Origin of the sequence: Gemmatirosa kalamazoonensis (assembly GCF_000522985.1) — a bacterium.
In the GTDB taxonomy this organism is placed as follows: domain Bacteria; phylum Gemmatimonadota; class Gemmatimonadetes; order Gemmatimonadales; family Gemmatimonadaceae; genus Gemmatirosa; species Gemmatirosa kalamazoonensis.
The window spans coordinates 384,496-402,335 of record NZ_CP007130.1 but is presented as its reverse complement, the minus strand read 5'-3'; the positions used below and the strand labels follow the sequence as shown (position 1 = coordinate 402,335).

General features: G+C 73.6%; 17 protein-coding genes. 12 read left to right on the top strand and 5 right to left on the bottom strand.

The genetic code is table 11. The annotated features are described in order from the left end of the window. The first annotated feature begins 229 nt into the window (after window positions 1-229). The 8 genes from J421_RS29530 (at window position 230) to J421_RS29495 (ending at window position 7,977) form a co-directional block, all read left to right on the top strand. The gene (locus tag J421_RS29530) at window positions 230-1,288 is read left to right on the top strand and encodes a hypothetical protein (RefSeq protein WP_025414733.1); all 1,059 of its coding nucleotides are present in this window, start codon (window positions 230-232) and stop codon (window positions 1,286-1,288) included. Window positions 1,289-1,419: 131 nt separating this feature from the next. Continuing rightward, window positions 1,420-2,469 (top strand): phosphotransferase, encoded by a 1,050-nt coding sequence (locus tag J421_RS29525; protein WP_148306625.1) that lies wholly within the window; start codon window positions 1,420-1,422, stop codon window positions 2,467-2,469. A gap of 65 nt (window positions 2,470-2,534) precedes the next feature. Continuing rightward, entirely contained in the window at window positions 2,535-2,879 is a 345-nt protein-coding gene (locus J421_RS29520) for a PadR family transcriptional regulator (RefSeq protein ID WP_025414731.1), read from the top strand. After that, window positions 2,876-5,593, top strand: coding sequence for an ABC transporter permease (locus J421_RS29515; RefSeq protein WP_025414730.1), 2,718 nt, complete (start codon window positions 2,876-2,878; stop codon window positions 5,591-5,593). The genes J421_RS29520 and J421_RS29515 overlap by 4 nt, the downstream gene beginning before the upstream one ends. 164 nt (window positions 5,594-5,757) lie before the next feature. Next, window positions 5,758-6,438: a methyltransferase family protein gene (locus tag J421_RS29510; protein ID WP_025414729.1), complete on the top strand. Its 681-nt coding sequence runs from the start codon at window positions 5,758-5,760 to the stop codon at window positions 6,436-6,438. Window positions 6,439-6,534: 96 nt separating this feature from the next. Further along, entirely contained in the window at window positions 6,535-7,059 is a 525-nt protein-coding gene (locus J421_RS29505) for a DUF2975 domain-containing protein (protein ID WP_158508983.1), read from the top strand. 1 nt (window position 7,060) lies between these two features. After that, window positions 7,061-7,264 (top strand): helix-turn-helix domain-containing protein, encoded by a 204-nt coding sequence (locus J421_RS29500; protein ID WP_025414727.1) that lies wholly within the window; start codon window positions 7,061-7,063, stop codon window positions 7,262-7,264. After that, window positions 7,261-7,977 carry a DUF4386 domain-containing protein gene (locus J421_RS29495; protein WP_104023490.1) on the top strand — a complete coding sequence of 239 codons (717 nt, stop codon included), beginning with the start codon at window positions 7,261-7,263 and terminating at the stop codon, window positions 7,975-7,977. The genes J421_RS29500 and J421_RS29495 overlap by 4 nt, the downstream gene beginning before the upstream one ends. A gap of 6 nt (window positions 7,978-7,983) precedes the next feature. Here the strand turns inward: J421_RS29495 and J421_RS29490 are convergent, their stop codons facing one another. After that, on the bottom strand, window positions 7,984-8,898 hold the full coding sequence (locus J421_RS29490) for a diguanylate cyclase response regulator (protein WP_025414725.1): 915 nt from the start codon (window positions 8,896-8,898) through the stop codon (window positions 7,984-7,986). Continuing rightward, window positions 8,895-12,428, bottom strand: coding sequence for a PAS domain S-box protein (locus tag J421_RS29485; protein WP_025414724.1), 3,534 nt, complete (start codon window positions 12,426-12,428; stop codon window positions 8,895-8,897). The genes J421_RS29490 and J421_RS29485 overlap by 4 nt, the downstream gene beginning before the upstream one ends. A gap of 357 nt (window positions 12,429-12,785) precedes the next feature. Here J421_RS29485 and J421_RS33265 point away from each other — a divergent pair, with 357 nt between their 5' ends. Further along, entirely contained in the window at window positions 12,786-13,037 is a 252-nt protein-coding gene (locus J421_RS33265; RefSeq protein ID WP_025414723.1) for a hypothetical protein, read from the top strand. 125 nt (window positions 13,038-13,162) lie between these two features. Further along, on the top strand, window positions 13,163-13,315 hold the full coding sequence (locus J421_RS33260) for a cupredoxin domain-containing protein (protein WP_236646397.1): 153 nt from the start codon (window positions 13,163-13,165) through the stop codon (window positions 13,313-13,315). A 24-nt stretch (window positions 13,316-13,339) separates the two neighbouring features. Here the strand turns inward: J421_RS33260 and J421_RS29470 are convergent, their stop codons facing one another. Next, a complete protein-coding gene (locus J421_RS29470; RefSeq protein WP_025414722.1) occupies window positions 13,340-13,834 on the bottom strand; it encodes a DinB family protein in 495 nt (164 codons plus the stop codon). A gap of 9 nt (window positions 13,835-13,843) precedes the next feature. Continuing rightward, window positions 13,844-14,161, bottom strand: coding sequence for a hypothetical protein (locus J421_RS29465; RefSeq protein ID WP_025414721.1), 318 nt, complete (start codon window positions 14,159-14,161; stop codon window positions 13,844-13,846). A gap of 30 nt (window positions 14,162-14,191) precedes the next feature. On the opposite strand from J421_RS29465, the gene J421_RS29460 reads away from it, so the two are divergent. Beyond that, the gene (locus J421_RS29460; RefSeq protein WP_025414720.1) at window positions 14,192-16,795 is read left to right on the top strand and encodes a glycoside hydrolase family 3 N-terminal domain-containing protein; all 2,604 of its coding nucleotides are present in this window, start codon (window positions 14,192-14,194) and stop codon (window positions 16,793-16,795) included. Window positions 16,796-17,029: 234 nt separating this feature from the next. Next, entirely contained in the window at window positions 17,030-17,230 is a 201-nt protein-coding gene (locus J421_RS29455) for a hypothetical protein (RefSeq protein WP_025414719.1), read from the top strand. 159 nt (window positions 17,231-17,389) lie between these two features. Here J421_RS29455 and J421_RS29450 read toward each other — a convergent pair whose 3' ends face one another. Then, window positions 17,390-17,803: a PaaI family thioesterase gene (locus J421_RS29450; RefSeq protein WP_025414718.1), complete on the bottom strand. Its 414-nt coding sequence runs from the start codon at window positions 17,801-17,803 to the stop codon at window positions 17,390-17,392. Window positions 17,804-17,840: the final 37 nt, after the last annotated feature.

Sequence of the window (17,840 nt, the reverse complement as noted above, 5' to 3'; positions counted from 1 at the left end):
GTGGTGCGCACAAGACGCGGGGCGCACGGCTCGTCACATCCACCGGTACGGGCGCGGTGATGGAGTCGAGTGTGCGGCGGCGATGTCCGCTTCGCGGGCATGACGTCGCGTCCCTCCATACAGCCCATGAACGCGGAGAGGACGCCGGTCGGAAGACCCTCGAGGCACGTCCCGCGTGCGCCGTGACGCCCCCCATCACGCCCTCTCCGCCCCACCACGGAGACCCATCATGTCCCGCCCGACCCTGCGCACGATCGCGCGCTCGTTCGCCTCCTCGTGCGTCCCGCTCACCGTCGCCGCCGCGGCGATCGCGTGCTCCGATCACCCCACGCAGCCGCGCGGCGCACCGCGCACGACGCCGCCCACCGTCGCGGAAACGAGCCAGCCCCAGTCCGCCGCGGGCCCACAGCGGCTCTACCGGCCGCGCCCACGCACGGGCTTCGCGGTCGGCGACACGACCGACGCGCCAGGGCGCCCGTCCATCGTCGGCACGCTCTCCACGAGCCCGATCGTCTGGCACCTCGGCCAGGTGATGAACTCGCCGAAGGTGTTCGTGATCTACATGTCGCAGAGCCGGATCTACCGGAACGGCCCGGTGCCGGGCACGTCGGGTTCCGGCACGTTCGACGGATCGCTCATCGGCCACTTCCTGCGCAACCTCGGCGGGACGCCGTACTGGAACATCGAGACCACGTACTACGACTTCGGCGGGCCGGTGCCCAACCAGCTGCAGTACAGTGGTTTTCTCGCGTGGAACATCGCGCCGCTCCCGGTCCTCCCGGACTTCGTGCTGCGCGACCAGATCGTCACCGCGCTCCAGAACCATCACATCGCGTTCGACCCGTCGATGATCTACGCGGTGTTCACCGGGCCGGGCGTCAACCTCGGCGGCGGGTTCCCGAGCGACTACTGCGCGTACCACAGCAAGTTCACGTACCCCAACACCAACAACACGCTGAAGTACGTCGTGATGCCGTACCTCGCCGACGCGCCGAGTCACTGCTCCGCGCTCAGCGGCTCGCCGAACAACGACACGCCGGCGGACATCGAGGTGAACGCGCTCGCGCACGAGCTCGACGAGGCCGTGACGGATCCCAACTTCGATGGATGGTACGACGGCGCCAACCCGGCGCAGGAGAACGCCGACAAGTGCGCGTGGACGTTCGGCCAGACGTTCGTGACGCCTAACGGCGCCATCGCGAACATGACGCTGGGCGGGAAGAACTATCTCGTGCAGCGGAACTGGCAGGCCGCGTCGCCGCAGGGGTGCACGCGCCACTTCCCGTGACGCGCGGCCGGCACCCGATCCGGCTCGCATGACGACGCCCGGGACGCGGAGATCGCGTCCCGGGCGTCGCGGTCGTTATGTTAGGCACACGCCACCCCGCCCGGCGGGGCACCGAGAGCACGGAGGGCCCGATGGCGCCGCTCCGCTTCGCCACGCCCGACCAGACGACCGACCCCGACGCGCTCGCCGCGCTCGCGGGGCCGGTGCGCGCGATCGCGCGGGCGCCGCTCCACACCGTCGGCTTCACGGAGGCGCGACACGAGCGGCTGGAGCTCACGCTCGAATCGGGCGCCCGCCGCTCGCTGGTGGTGAAGCGCACCAGACCGTCCACCGACTGGACGGCACGGCGAACCGACGACACGGTCGGCCGCGAGGCGGCGATGCTCGCGGAGCCGGCGCTCGGCCCGATCTGGGAGGCCTTCGCGTGCCCGTACGTCGCCTTCGCCAGCGCCGGCGGCGAGATCGCGCTCGTGATGGACGACCTCTCGGCGCACCTGTTCCCGGACGTGCGCGCGCCGCTCGACGAGGCCGCGGAAGAGCGGCTGCTCGGCGCGCTCGCCGCGCTCCACGCGCGCTTCTGGTCGTCCCCCACGCTCGCGCTGCCGTGGCTGGCGCGCCCGGAACACCTCGCCGGCGTGCTCGATGCGCGCTGCGCGGCCGACCCCGACGCGCGTGCCGTGCTCCCGGATGCGCTGCGCGCCAGCGTCACCGATGGATGGGCGGCCGCGCTGCAGCGACTCCCGCCGCGCGTCGCGAGCGTGCTGACCGCTCCGGCGGCCGAGGCGGCGTGGCTGTGGGACGGATTGCCGCGCACGCTGCTGCACGGCGACGCGAAGGTCGCGAACTTCGCGGTGCTGCCCGACGGGCGCGTCGCCGCGTTCGACTGGGCGCTGCTCGGCGCCGGCCCGGCGTCGCTCGACGTGGGATGGTATCTCGCCGTCAACGCGACCCGCCTCGCCCGCACGCGAGAGGCGACGCTCGCGCGATATCGCGCGCTGCTCACGGCGCGACTCGCCGCGCCGCTGTCGGACGCGCTCTGGGAGCGGCTCGTGCGGGCGGGCCTCGTCGTCGGTGCGCGGATGCTCCTCTGGTCGAAGGCGCTCGCCGCCGCGGCCGGGCGCCCCGGCGCCGACGGCGAGTGGGCGTGGTGGGCCGCGCGTCTCGAGGCGGCCTGCGAGTGAAGCGTGCACGCTTGCGCGATTCGAGGGGCCGTCGCACTTTCATATGGGAAACCCATAGGAGACGCATGGCGGCGAAGCTCGACGTTCAGCCCGGGACGCTGGCGCTCATGATCCTGAAGACGCTCGACGTGCTCGGGCCGCTCCACGGCTACGGCATCGCGCGTCGCATCGAGGAGACGAGCCGCGGCCAGCTCACGCTCAACTACGGCACGCTCTATCCCGCGCTCCTCAAGCTGGAGCAGGAGGGGTTCGTCGCGGCGTCGTGGGGCCAGTCGGAGAACAACCGCCGCGCGAAGTTCTACGCGCTCACGCCCGCGGGGCGGCGCGCGCTCGCGCGCGAGGCGCAGGAGTGGCAGCGGACCTCCGACCTCATCGCGGCGTTCTTCGCGCTGAAGCCGGAGGCCTCGTGAGCGTCGTCGGCATCGTCCGGGGAACGCTGTCGCGGCTGCGCGCGACGCTCCGCGGCCACGACCGCGCCGACGACGAGCTGCGCGCGGAGATGGAAGCGCATCTCGCGATGGCGACCGAGGAGTACGTCCGCCGCGGCCTGCCGCCCGACGAGGCCCGCCGCCGAGCGCTCGTCGAGTCGGGCGGGCTCACGCAGGCCGCGCGGCTCGTGCACGCGCAGCGCGGCCTGCCGTGGATCGAGCGCCTCGCCGCCGACGCGAGCTACGCGGTGCGCCACTTCCGGCACACGCCGATGGCGACCGTCACGATGCTGCTCGTGCTGTCGCTGGGCCTCGGCACGAACGTGGTGCTGTTCACGGTCATGAACTCGCTCGCCACGCTCCCCGCGCCGGGGATCGCGCGCGACGCGGCGCTCGTGCGCGTGCGCGGATCCGTGCGCGCCACACGCACGACGAGCGCGCAGGCGCGCCTGCTCTCGTGGCCCGAGGTGCAGGCGTACGCCGCCCGCACCGAGCTGTTCGACCGCGTCGCCGCGCACGCGAACGAGACGGCGCTCGTCGACCTTGCCGGCGCGCCGTCCGATCCGGTCGCCGCGCGCGTCGTCTTCGTGACGCCGAACTACTTCGACGTGCTCGGCGTCAGGCCCGCGTTAGGCACCGTGCCGCCCGCGGAGCCGGACGTCACGCGGCTGACGACGTCGCCCACCGCCGTGATCAGCGACGCGATGTGGCGGCGGCGGTTCGGCGGCGCGCGCGACGTGATCGGCCGCGTCGTGCGCATCAACGAGGTGCCGGTGGAGATCGTCGGCGTCGCGCCGCCGCGCTTCGTCGGCACTGGCGGCGGTGCGCCGGGGAGCGGCGCCATGACGATGTGGGTGCCGCTCGCCGCGTACCCGCTGCTGCAGAAGCGCACCGCCGCGGTGTTCGCCGGTGCCGACAGCCTGTTCCTGTCCGCGTTCGCGCGGCTGCGGCCCGGCGTGACGACGGCGGCCGCCGCGCCGGTCGTCGCGGCCATCGCGGCGCGCGCGCGTGCGGACTCGATCGGCGCCGACGTCGTGCCGATGCGCGCCGCGAACAGCCGCGTGAGCCAGCAGGCGGACCAGATCGTGTCGGCCGCGCTGGCGGGCGGGTTCGCGCTGCTCGTGCTGCTCGTCACCTGCACGAACGTGAGCGCGCTCATGGTCGGCCTGGCCGTCGCGCGCCGGCGCGAGATCGGCGTGCGCCTCGCGTTGGGCGCGCCACGCACGCGGCTGATCCGGCAGCTCCTCACGGAGAGCGTGCTGCTGTCGCTCGCCGCGGCGGCCGTCGGCCTCGCCGTGACGGCGCTCGGCATCCGCGTCGCGGGCGCGGCGCTCGAGGACGTGCAGCTCGTCGTCGACTGGCGCGTGACCGCCGCGACGTGCGCCGTCGCCCTCGTCACGGGGGTCCTGTTCGGGCTCTCGCCGGCGCTGCACGCGACGCGCGTGTCCGTCGGCGAGGTGATGAAGGGCGTGGCGCGCACCACCTCGGCGGCGCGCTCGCGGCTGCAGAGCGCCCTGGTGGTCGTGCAGATCGCGCTCACCCAGCCGCTGCTCGTGGGGCTCGGCGTCGTGATCGTGACGATGCTCGCCGGCGCCGCCGACCGCACCCCGTCCGCGGTGTCGGACCGGATCGCCGAGGTGGAGCTCGACCCGTGGGCCGGCCGCGTGTCGCCCGACGTGCTGGCGGCGCGCATCGACGCCGTCGTGGCGCGTGTCGGCGCGGTGCCGGGCGTCGTCGCCGCCGTGCCGATGCAGATGGGAACCATCGGCGCGCCGCTCGTCGTGCATCCCCACGATCGCGTGCCGGGCGTCGCGGCGGTCGGCGCGCTCGACGCGCAGCTGACGGCGGCGCCGCGCGGCTACTTCGCCGCGTTCGGTGTGCACGTGGTACGGGGGCGCGACTTCACGGACGGCGAGCGCGCGCCCGCGACGCACGACCCCGCGCGACCGCTGTCGTACGACGTCGTGATCGTCGCGAGCGACATCGCGCGCCGGCTGTGGGGCGCCGCGGATCCGTTAGGCCGGCGTCTCGTCATCGCGGGATCGGACGACGGGCAGGGCACCGCGATGACGGTGGTCGGCGTGGTGGATGCGGCCGCCCCCGCCGGCCCGAACGACGACGCCGCGCGGGTCCGCGTGTACGTGCCCTACGCGACGATGAACACCGGCGTGCTCGCGCGCACGACGGGACCGGCGGCGCCGATGCTCGACGCGCTGCGCCGCGCCGTGGCGGCCGAGGCGCCGCAGCTCCCGATCGTGCGCGCGCAGACGATGGCCGAGCGCGAGGCGGCGTTCCGTCGCGACGTGCTGCGCGCCGGCGGCGCGGCCGCGGGCGGCGGCCTGCTCGCGCTGCTGCTCTCGGCGATGGGGCTCTACGCGGTGGTCTCGTTCGCCGTCGCGCAGCGGACGGCGGAGATCGGGATCCGCACCGCGCTCGGCGCCGGGCGCGGCCAGGTCGTGCGCATGTTCTTCGCGCGCGGGCTCGCGTTGAGTGCGTCAGGCCTCGTCGTCGGGCTGCCGCTCAGCGTGCTCGCGGCGCGCTACGCCGTCGGCGCGCTCCACTGGTCGCCGACGCGCACGCCGGTGCTCGGCGTCGCGATCGGCCTCGTGGTGCTCGCGGTGGCGGCGGCCGCGGTGTGGATCCCCGCGCGGCGGGCGAGCGCGGTCGATCCGATCGTGGCGCTCCGCACCGAGTGACGCGGGGCGCTCACGGAAGCAGCCGCAGCGCCGCCGAGTTGATCCAGCCCCGCTCGGGGAAGCCGCGATACGGTGACCATGGACCTCCGTCCGTGGTTGCGACGATGAGGCAGGCGGATCATCTCGCAACGGGAGGCCGTGGACTCCGTGCGCCCGATCATCCGGTGACGTCGAAGGCGCTCGCCCGCGTCGTGGCGGACGCGGTCCTCATCGGCGCGTGCATCGGCGCAGGCGCGCGGACCGTGGCGTGGCCGCGCGCATGGACGCTGCTCGCCGTCATGCTCGTCGTGCGCGCGTGGAGCGTCGCCGCCGTGCGCCTCGCGCACCCGACGCTGCTCCGCGAGCGCGCGCGGCTGCCGATCCATCGCGACCAGCCGCGCGCCGACCGCCTGCTCGTCGCGGCCGTCCTCGCGCTCGGGTTCCTCGCCCTGCCGGCGGTCGCCGCCGCGGACGCCGCGCGGTGGCGGCTGCTCGCTCCGGTGCCGGCGGGCGTCGCCGTCGTCGGTCTCACGGCGTTCGCGGCGGGATGGGTCATCAAGGGGCTCGCGCTGCGCGCGAACGCGTTCGCCGTCGCCGAGGTGCGGGTGCAGCGCGAGCGGCACGCAGTCGTGACGTCGGGCGTGTACGGCGTGGTGCGGCACCCGTTCTACGCCGCGGACCCGCTGATCTTCGTCGGCCAGGCGCTGTGGCTCGGGTCGTGGACCGCGGCGGCGCTCGCCGTGGCCCCGACGGCGCTGGTCGTCGTCCGGCTCGTCCTCGAGGAGCGCCTGCTGCGCCGCGAGCTGCCCGGGTATACGGCGTACGCGGCGCGCGTCCGGCACCGGCTCGTGCCCGGCGTCTGGTGAGCTTCCGGGGCGTGCCCTGAAACCTCACGATTATCGATGCCGTACATATCGATAATCGAGATGGTCCAGCCCTGGTCGCCCTTCGGAGGACGCGTCATGACCCTGCCGTACCCGGATGCCCTGTCCCTGTCGCGCCGAGTGCTCCACGTGCTTATCGCGCTGAACCTCGCGGCGGGCGTCCTGATCCTCGCGCTGTTCGTCATGAGCCTCGTCGCCCCGAGCTGGCTCACGACGGCGCTCGGCGGGCGCCTGTCGGACGGCGGGGCGGCCATCCTCCTCGGCATGCGCGGGATCATGCTGATCGGGATCGCGGCGGTTCCGCTCACGCACGTGGTGCTCTCGCGACTGCTCGCGATCGTCGACACGGTGCGCGCGGGCGATCCGTTCGTCGTCGAGAACGCCGCGCGGCTGCAGCGCATCGCGTGGTCGGTCCTCGGCCTGACGCTGCTGAACGTCGCCGTGATGTCGATCGCGACGTCGATATCGTCGCCGAGCTTTCCGATCGACATCAAGTGGCGCTTCGACGTGTCGCGCTGGGTCACCGTGCTGCTGCTGTTCGTGCTCGCGCGCGTCTTCGAGCACGGCACGCGGATGCGCGACGATCTCGAGGGCACGGTCTGACATGCCGATCCTCGTGCGACTCGACGACCTGCTGCACGCGCGCCGCATGACGCTCACCGAGCTGTCCGAGCGCGTCGACATCACGCTCGCGAACCTGTCCGTGCTGAAGACCGGCAAGGCGCGCGCGATCCGCTTCTCCACGCTGGAGGCGATCTGCGCGGCGCTCGACTGCCAGCCGGGAGACCTCCTGGAGTTCCGTCCATGACCGACATGTCGCCAAGAACCATGGCCCGGTGGAGCGGCGCGCTGTTCCTCGCCACGATCGTCGGCGGCGTCGTCGCGCAGGGCGTGCTCGCCGACCGGCTCGTCGTCACGGGCGATGCGGCCGCCACCGCGCGCAACATCGTCGCGAATCCGTCCGTCGTTCGCGCGGCGTTCACCATCTTCATGCTCGAGATGGCGTGTCAGACGGCGACGACGGCGGTCATGTACGAGCTGCTGAAGCCCGTCGACCGCGGCCTGGCGAGGATGGCGGCCGCGTTCGGCTACGTCGGCAGCGGCATCAAGATCCTGTCGCGCCTGTTCTTCTACGCGCCGCTGTTCGTGCTCGGCGGCTCGTCGTATCTCGCCGCGTTCAGCCAGAAGCAGCTCGAGACGATCGCGTACCTGCTGATTCGCATCAACAGCCAGGGTGCGGGCATGGCCTGCATCTTCCTCGGCCTCTCCACGATGCTGACCGGCTGGCTCATGCTGCGATCGACTTTCCTGCCGCGCGCGCTCGGTGTGCTCGGCCTCGTCGGCGGAGCGGGCTGGCTCGCGTTCATCTACCCGCCTCTCGGGGGCAGTCTGTTCGTGCCGATCGCGCTCGTCGCGCTGCTCGGCTGCGCGGTGACGATCGGCTGGCTGCTCGTGCGTGGCGTCGACGAGCGGCGATGGCACGCGATGGCCGCGGCCTCGGCGTCGTCGGTCTGGCGCTGAGACCCGTTAGGCGGCGGTGCCCGTCGCGGCGCGGATGACCGACCGGCGCCGCTCCGACTTGCGCAGATACGCGGCCGCGTCGGCCTCCGCGAGCAGGGTGTCGAGCGACGCGTCGGTCGACGTGGCGGCGGACGCCGCGCCGACGCTCAGCGAGATGCGGAAGCGGCGGCCGGCCTCGCCGTTCTTCCGCGCCTGCGCGGTGGCGAGGCGGTCGAGCAGGATCGGGATGCACTCCGGTCCCGCGTCGGCCACGAGCACGGCGAACTCGTCGCCGCCGAGGCGCGCGATGACGTCCGCGGCGCGGAACGCGTGGCGCAGCACCCACGCCGCCTCCTGGATGGCCTGATCGCCGGCCGCGTGCCCGAACGTGTCGTTGATCTCCTTCAGCCCGTCCATGTCGGCGTAGACGACGACGAACGACCGGTCCGCGCCGCTCTGTCGGCGCTCCGCGGTGCACGTGAGCCGCTCGGCCGCGGCGAAGAATCCACGCCGGTTGTAGAGCTCCGTCAGCTCGTCGCGCGTCGACAGCTGCAGCAGCTCCTGCTGCACGCGGTGCCGCTCGACGGCGTATCGGATCGCGCGCCGCAGCGTGCGCGGCGTCAGCTCGTCCTTGCCGAGAAAGTCCTGGGCGCCGGCCGCGAGCGCCTGCTCCTCGATCGCGCGGTCGTCGGACGCCGTGAGCAGGACCACCGGCGTGCCGCCGAACCGCTCGCGCACGCGGGCGAGCGTCTCGAGCCCGCTGCTGTCGGGGAGCGTGAGGTCGAGCAGCACGAGATCCGGCGGCGCGGGCATCGCGCACGCGGCGCCGAGCGTCGTCACGCACGTCAGCCGCCACGACTGGTCGGCCGTCTCCACCGCGGCACGCGCCAGTCGCGCGTGGATCGGGTTGTCCTCGACGAGCAGGATGGAGAGCGCGTTCATGCGCGCGCCTCCGCGACGAGCCGCTCCCGCACCCGCTCGATCTCGGCGGCCAGCACCGCACGCGCCGCGCTCGCCTCGGCGCGGACCCGCGGATCGGCGAGATCGCCGTCGCCGAGGAGCTCGAGTGCGCGCGCGGCGGCCACGGCGCGCTGCGCCGCGAACGTGATGAGCGAGCCCTTGAGCGTGTGTGCCGCGCGTCGGAGGGCGTCGGCGCTGCCGTCGGCGATCGCAGCGTCGATGAGCGCCATGAGCGACGGCGACTGCTCGAGGAAGAGGTCCACCAGCTCCACGAGCAGCACGCGATTGCCGCCGACCGTGGCGAGCAGCGCCACGCGGTCGACGGCCGGCTCATCGTCGCGCACCGGCCGCACCGCGTCGAGCACCGCGAGCAGCTCGTGCGAGCGCAGCGGCTTGGAGAGGTACGCGTCCATCCCCGCGGCGAGGCACGCCTCGCGATCGCCCTTCATCGCGCGCGCGGTGAGCGCGACGATCGGGGTGCGCGTCCCGCCGCGTCCCGCGTCGCGGCGCTCGGCCTCGCGCCGTCGGATCTCCGCCGTCGCGTCGAAGCCGCCCATCTCGGGCATCTGCACGTCCATGAGCACCACGTCGAACGGCGTGGACTCGCTCGCGCGCTGCCACGCCTCGACGGCGAGGCGTCCGTTAGGCACCGCGGTCACCGCGTGCCCGCGCTGCTGCAGCACCACCGTCGCCAGCCGCTGGTTCACCGGGTTGTCCTCGGCGAGCAGCACGCGGAGCGGCCGTTCCGCGTGCGCCGCCTCGCGCGGGGGCACGCCCGTGGGCGACGGCCCGCGCGGCGGCCCGGCGGTCGGCGCCTGGCGTCCACCGAGGCTCGCCACCAGCGCGTCGAGCAGCGATGCGCGCACGACGGGCTTCACGAGGTAGCGCGCGATGCCGAGCGCGCGGCACCGCGCGGCGGCGTCGCGCTGCTGCGCGGAGCTGAGCATCATGATCGTCGCGCCGGTCAGGCGCGGATTCTCGCGCACGCGCTCGGCCAGCGCGAAGCCGTCCACGTCGGGCATCTGCGCGTCGAGCAGGATCACGTCGAACGGCGCGCCGCGCGCGACGCCGTCCTCGAGCGCGGCGAGCGCGCTCGTCGCGTCCGCGACGGCCGTCGGGCGCATGCCCCAGCCGGCGACGGTGCGCTCGAGGATGTGGCGGTTCGTGGCGTTGTCGTCGACGACCAGCACGGCGAGCTCCGCCAGCTCCGCGGGCGCGAGCGCCGCGTGCTCCGCGGTGTCGCGGTCGCCCCTGCCTAACGTCATGGTGACGTGGAACGTGCTGCCGCGTCCCGGCTCGCTCTCCACGCGCACGCGGCCGCCCATCAGCGCGGCGATGCGCTCGGTGATCGCGAGCCCGAGCCCCGTGCCGCCGTACTCGCGCGTGGTCGACGCGTCGGCCTGCGCGAACGCCTCGAACACGGCGCGCTGCTGCTCGGCGGCGATGCCGATGCCGGTGTCCGACACCGAGAGCTGCACCGTGACGTCGCGCGTCGTCTCCGCGAGGAGCGCGACGCGGACCGAGACCTCGCCCTCGTGCGTGAACTTGATGGCGTTGCCGACGAGGTTCACGACGATCTGCCGCAGACGGCCGACGTCGCCGGTGACGGTGACCGGCACGTCGGGCGCGACGTCGACGGTGAGCTCGAGTCCCTTCTCGTGCGCCTGCACCGCGAGCGCGACGACGGTGTCGGCCACCGCCTCGCCGAGTCGGAACGGGGCGACGTCGAGCTCCAGCTTCCCGGCCTCGATCTTCGAGAAGTCGAGGATGTCGTTGATGATGTCGAGGAGCGACTCGGCCGACGCTCTCGCCACGCCGAGGTAGTCGCGCTGCTCCGGCGAGGCCGCGACGTCGAGCGCGAGCTCGAGCATGCCCAACACGCCGTTCATCGGCGTGCGGATCTCATGGCTCATGTTGGCGAGGAACTCGCTCTTCGCCGCGCTCGCCGCCTCGGCCGCCTCGCGCGCGGCCAGCAGCCGCTGCTCGGCGGTGAGGCGCTCGGTGATGTCGTGGTAGATGGCCGACACACCGACGAACCGGCCGGCCTCGTCGCGGATCGGCGCGCGGCTGACGGCCACGTCCACCGGCGCGCCGTCCTTGCGGATGCGGACCTCCTCGCGCTGGTACACCGGTGCCTCGAGACGCATCCGGTCGAGGCGCTCGGCGAGCCCGGCACGCTCCGCCACCGGACGCAGCACCGCCACGGACCGGCCGATGATCTCCTCGTCCGTATACCCGAACAGCCGCTCGGCGCCCGGGTTCCAGCTCAGGATCGTCCCTGCGGCGTCGGTGCTGACGATGGCGTACGTGGACGACGCGACGATCGCCGCGAACTGCGCGAGCGTCGCCTCCGCGTGCTTGCGCTGCGTGATGTCGGTGGAGACGCCGAGCAGCTGATCGGCGCGGCCGTCCGCGCTCACGATCGGTCGCTTCACCGTCTGCAGCCAGCGCGTGCGCCCGGACGGATCGGTCACCGGCTCCTCGGCGATGAAGCGCTCCGTGAGGCTGTCCATCACCGCGAGATCGTCGCGCCGGAAATGCTCGACCTCCGCCGCGTCGGCGTTCACGTCCGCGTCGGTCTTGCCGAGCAGCTCCTCGGGCGTGACGCCGTACGCGTCGGCGGTCGCCTTGTTCACGAGCGTGAACCGGCCGTCGCGATGCTTGGCGAAGACGAGGTTGGGGATCGTGTCGATCACCTGCCGCAGGAACTCCTGCTGCTCGCGGAGCGCGTCGCGGCTCGCCGTGCGCTCGGTGATGTCGTGCAGCGTACCGACGACGCGCACGGGGCGGCCGTCCTCGTGCTCGAGTCGGCTCTGCGCGAGCACGACGCGCACCTGCCCGTCGGGCCGCACGACGCGATGCTCGACCGACACGCCGTCGGTACGCCTGCGCGCCTCCACCATGCCGCGGCGCACGCGCGCGCGGTCGTCCGGGTGCACGCGCGCCATGAACGAGCGGAGCGTCGGGACGAACCACTGCGGCGCCACGCCGAGGATGCGGTACGTCTCGTCGGACCACGTGAGCGTGTACGTGCCGAGGTCGTGCTCCCAGCTGCCGAGATGCGCGATCTGCTGTGCCTCGGCGAGCTGCTGCTCGCGGCGCCGCAGCCGGTCCTCGGCGCGCTTGCGCTCCGTGACGTCGCGCGCGACCCACAGCACCGCGTCCGTCGAGATGGGCGACGCGACGCCGCGCAGCCACATCGTTCCCGCACCGACGCGCAGCTCGTACTCCACCGGCACCGGCTGCTGCGTGGCGAGCGCCTCGCGGAGCCGGTCGCGCACGTAGCGCTGCTGCTCCGCCGGCAGGATCTCGGCGACGGTGCGGCCGAGCAGCTCGACGGCGGGGCGGATCAGCCGCTGCGTGGGCGTCTCGAACACCTTCCGGTAGTGCCCGTCCGCGTCGTAGACGTGGACGATGTCGTTCGTGAGGCCGATCAGCGCGCGGAGCTCGTCGAGCTCTGCGTCGCGCGACGGCGCGACGCCGGCGGCGTACCGGAGGGAGGGGGAGGACATGGGCGGGCGAACGGCGCTGACGATGATGGCCTCGCGGCGCGGTGTGCAGAGCGCCCGGCCGTGTCGAACACCCTGCGCGAGGACGAGCCGCGAATCGTGCGCGTCACGGCTCGCGGTGCGGCGGCCACCACGTCTCGGCGCGGTCATGCCGCGCCTGTCACGATTCGTTAGGCAGCTGCCACGTTTCGACACGACGGCCCGTCGCGCCACGCACCCGATCGCGGATCCGTAAGCGCAAGCCTCACAAGGAGTTGGGGCCCGTGCACACGGCGACGCGGCACGGGCGTGCCGTGTGCCCTGGAGGGGCTCGCGTTCCGAAGGCTCGGCACATTCCACTTCCAGCTTGAGGCAATCACCATGTCGACGCTCCGCATCTCCGCCGCCGTCCTCTCGCTCGTCGCCCTCGCCGCCTGCGACCGCGGCACGACCGAGCCCACCGCGCTCGCGCCCTCGGCGATCTCCGCGCGCCGCGGCCAGATCGAGCCTAACGACGACCGCCGCGGCCACGCGCAGCCCCGCGACGACAAGGGCGGCAAGGGCGAGGCGCAGCCGAACGACGACCGGGGCGGCCACGGCGGCGCCGCGGACGACCCGGCGAACCACCACTGAGCGATCGCCGGGAACACACGCCGGCGACGCGGCGTCTCTCGAGGTGTGTCCCGCGTATTCGCGCGGCGGCGCCGAACGCGACCACCGTCACTGCGGGCACGACGGTGACATGGACGTGGAGCGGTGTGAACCAGCACAACGTGACGTTCGACGACGGCGCGAAGTCGGCGACGCAGTCCGCCGGCACGTTTCAGCGCGCCTTCTCGGCCGCGGGCTCGTACTCGTACCACTGCACGATCCACGGCACCGCCATGTCCGGCGTGATCACGGTGCGGTAGCGCTCACGCGACGGAGCGCCGCGTTCACGTCGCGGCGCGCCCGTCGCGCAGCGCCCGCAGCAGCCGGATCGTGAGCGGCACCTGGCCGGCGTGCCAGGCGAAGCTCGTGACGACGCCGGCCCACATCTGGCGCACCGTGATCGCGCCGAAGTGCGCGTCCTCCAGCGGCCGCTCGAAGTCGCCGGCGCCTAACGCCGCGAGCCGCTCGCGCGAGAGCCGCCGCGCTTCGGCGAGGTACGCGAGGAGCGCCGGCTTCGGCGGATACGCGTCGTCGGCGGCATCGCGGACCGACGCGCCGAACGGGTAGCGCCGCGGCTCGCCGAGCAGGAGCTCCCGGACCCAGTTGTCCTCCACCTCGGCGATGTGCCAGAGCTGCCACGCGACGGAGTTGCCGCCGCCGGGCGGCCGCCACCGCAGCTCGCCGTCGTCGAGCGGCGCCACGTAGCGCAGCAGCGCCGGGCTTCGGAACTCGAGCGCCGCCCACACCGCGCGCGCCTCGGCGCAGCCGAAGTCCGGCACGAGACGCCGTCAGCGCACCGAGTGCCCGAGCTCCGCGTCGAGCTCGCGCATGGCGGCCCGGTAGTAGGGATCGGGCGCCGGCAGCTCGCGCACGAGCGGCTCGCGGTCGCGCGGCGAACGGTGTCGCGGCGAGCGTCCGACGACGCGCCGCAGGATGCGGAAGGCGCCGTATCCGACCAGCGCGATGCATGCGAGCTTGAGCGCGAGCATCGCCAGCCCGAACAGCGTGCCCAGCACGCCCAGCGTCAGCGCGAGCGCGAGCATCCCGAGCGGGATCGCGATCGCGAGCCCGATGACGATCTTGAGCAGCGTCCACAGCACGCGCATCGACCCTCCTGGTGAGTCGTGAATACCTACGTGGTCCGCACCCTCGGAGTTCCAGTCGCCGCGCGGGCGACCGCCGCGGCGCTGCTCCTCGCTGGCGCCCGCGGCGCGGCGGCGCAGGCGCCCTACCGGAACGCCGCGCTCCCCGTCGAGGCGCGCGTGCGCGACCTGCTCGGCCGCATGACCGTCGAGGAGAAGTTCTGGCAGCTGTTCATGCTCCCCGGCAGCCGCGCCGACCCGACACACGACTACTCGCACGGCGTCTTCGGCCTCCAGGACCGCCGCGCCGCCGACCCGCGGCGCGACGCGATCGCGTACGACGCGCTGCAGCACTACTTCGTCGACTCGACGCGGCTCGGCATCCCCATGCTCGCGTTCGAGGAGGGCGTGCACGGCGTGATGCGGCGCGGCGCGACGGTGTTTCCCGCGGCGATCGCGCTCGCCGCCACGTTCGACACGGCGCGCGTCGGCGCCGTCGCCGCGGCGATCGCCGGCGAGGCGCGGTCGCGCGGCATCCGGCAGCTGCTCGCGCCGGTGATCAACATCGCGACCGATGTGCGCTGGGGCCGCGTCGAGGAGACGTACGGCGAGGACCCGTATCTCACGTCCGTCATGGGGCGCACCTACGTGCGCGCGCTCGAGCGGCACGGCGTGATCGCGACGCCGAAGCACTTCGTCGCCAACGTCGGCGCGGGAGGGCGCGACAGCTATCCGATCGACGCGAGCCCGCGGGCGTTAGGCGGCCTGCACTTCCCGCCGTTCCGCGCCGCGATCCAGGACGCGGGTGCCGGCTCGGTCATGACCGCGTACAACTCGGTGGACGGCGTGCCCGCGTCGCAGAACGGCGCGCTGCTGAACGGCACGCTGCGGCGCGACTGGGGCTTCCGCGGGTTCGTGATCTCCGACCAGTCGGCGGTGGGCGGCGCGGTGGCGCTGCACCGCACGGAGGCGAGCACCGCGACCGCCACCCGGCATGCGCTCGAGGCGGGGCTCGACGTGATCTTCCAGTCGTCGTACCCGGAGCACCGCCCGTATCTCGCCGCGGTGCGCGGGGGCACGATCGCCGCCGCGGCGATCGACAGCGCGGTCGCGCGGGTGCTTCGCGCGAAATTCGCGCTCGGGCTGTTCGAGCGGCCGTACGTCGATCCGGACAGCGCGCGGATGCCCGACGACGCCGCGCGCGCGCTCGCCCGCGACGCCGCGCGCGCGTCGCTGGTGCTGCTGCGCAACGAGCACGCGACGCTGCCGCTGCGCCCCGACGTGCCTGACGTCGCGGTGGTGGGCATCGACGCGTCCGAACCGCGGCTCGGCGGCTACACGATCGACTCGGCGCGCGGGGTCTCGATCCTCGACGGGCTGCGGGCGCGGCTCGGCGATCGCGTGCGCTACGCGCCGGGGCCCGGCCGGACGAGCGAGACGTTCGTCGTGGTCGGCCGCGAGGCGTTCGACACGCTGCAGGGCGAGTACTTCGACAACATCGCGCTCGCCGGCACGCCGCGCGTCGTGCGCCGCGACGCGCAGATCGACTTCCGGTGGACGTTCAACGCGCCGGCACCGGGCATCGCGAACGACTGGTACTCGGTGCGCTGGACCGGCCGGCTGCGCGCGCCGGCCGGCGGCGTCAGGCGCCTCGGCGTCGAGGGGAGCGACGGCTACCGGCTGTGGGTCGACGGCGCGCTCGTCATCGACGACTGGCGGAAGCAGTCGTCCCGCGCGACGCTCGTGCCGGCGGTGCTCGCGGCGGGCACGACGCACGACGTGCGGCTCGAGTTCCACGAGGGCGCGGGGAACGCGCGCGTGCGGCTCGTGTGGGACGCCGGGGTGCCTAACGATCGGGACGCGCGGATCGATTCGGCCGTGGCGCTCGCGCGCCGCAGCGCGGTCGCGGTGGTGGTCGCCGGCATCGAGGAGGGCGAGTTCCGCGACCGCGCGTCGCTCGCGCTGCCCGGTCGGCAGGAGGAGCTGATCCGCCGCGTGGCGGCGACGGGGACGCCGACGGCGGTCGTGCTCGTGGGCGGAAGCGCGATCACGATGTCGCGGTGGATCGACTCGGTGGGCGCGGTGCTCATGGCGTGGTATCCCGGCGCCGAGGGCGGCCACGCCGTCGCCGACGTGCTGCTGGGGGACGCCGCGCCAGGCGGCCGGCTGCCGGTGACGTTTCCCATCGCCGAAGGGCAGCTGCCGCTCTCGTACTACCACGAGCCGACGGGACGCGGCGACGACTACGTGGATCTCACCGGCGCGCCCGCGTTCCCGTTCGGGTTCGGCACGAGCTACACGACGTTCGCGTACGACAGCCTGCGCATCGAGCCGACGGCGGTGCCTAACGAGGGACGCGTGGCGGTGTCGTTCCGCGTGCGGAACACCGGCCGGCGCGCGGGCGACGAGGTGCCGCAGCTCTACGTGCGCGCGGTGGTGTCGTCGGTCGCGCGGCCGGTGCTGGCGCTGCAGGGGTTCGCTCGGGTGTCGCTCGCGGCGGGCGAGGCGCGCACGGTCACGATCCCGCTCGACGCGCGCGCGCTGCGTGCGGTCGACGCGCGCGGGCGCTGGATCGTGGAGCCCGGGATGTACCGGCTGCTCGTCGGCGCGTCGTCGCGCGACATCCGGCTGCGCGGCGAGGTGCAGGTGCGGCCGTAGATGGCGTCGAAGACGTCGCACTCCGCGAAGGCCGGCAGGCCCGGTCGGTCCGCGCGCGGGCCGAGTCGGGAACGTCGCGAGATCGTCGTCGACGCGGCCTGGCGCTGGCGCAGCTCACGGAAAACGCCGGCATTCTCGAGGGGCTGGCGGTGCTCCACGGGGCCTTCCCGGCGCACCCGGAACGCCGCCTAACATTCGTTAGCCGGACTGCCCGGCAGGCACTATTATGAGAGTATGACTAAGGTCGAGAAACTCGAGCGCGACGTCGCTGCGCTCTCCGAGACCGAGCTCGCCGAGTTCCGCCGGTGGTACGCCGAGTTCGACGCCGCGGTGTGGGACCGCCGACTCGCGGCCGACGTGGCGGCGGGGGCCCTGGACCGGTTCGCCGACGAGGCGCTGGCCGAGCATCGCGCGGGGCGCTCGCGGCCGATCTGAGGCAGCCGCCCGCCGCGTGCACCACGCCTCCGGGCGGACACGGCCGACTAACGAATCGTTGCAGCTGACGGAGGCGCGCAGCAGTCCGCCAGCGTGCATGCTCCAACCCGAACGCTTGCAGTTGAACTCTGGCGTTAGGCAGCGTGCGGCCGACGCCAGTCAGCCGCGCGGGTACAGGATCAGCTGCGTCGCGCGATAGTGCGCGATCACCTTGCCCGTCTCCACGTGCGACACCGTCGCGTCCCACACCTGCGTCGTGCGGCCGCCGTGGACGAGGCGCGCCACGCACGCGACGGTGCCCGCGCGTGCCGTGCCCACGTGGTTCGACTTCAGCTCGATCGTCGTGAAGTTGTCGGCGCCGTCGGGCAGGTGCGCGACGCAGCCGAAGCCCGCCGCGGTGTCGGCCAGGCTCACCACGGTGCCGGCGTGCAGGTAGCCGTTCACCGCCATCAGCTCGGGCCGCAGCGTAAGCTCGGCGTGCAGCTCGCCCTCGGCCACGTGCGTGATGCGGATGCCGAGGTACGCGGGCAGGCCGGCCGCGACACGGTGCTGGAGCTCGGTGAGGTCGCGCATGCGGCGGAGGGTATCGTGTACTCCACGCGCGTGCCAG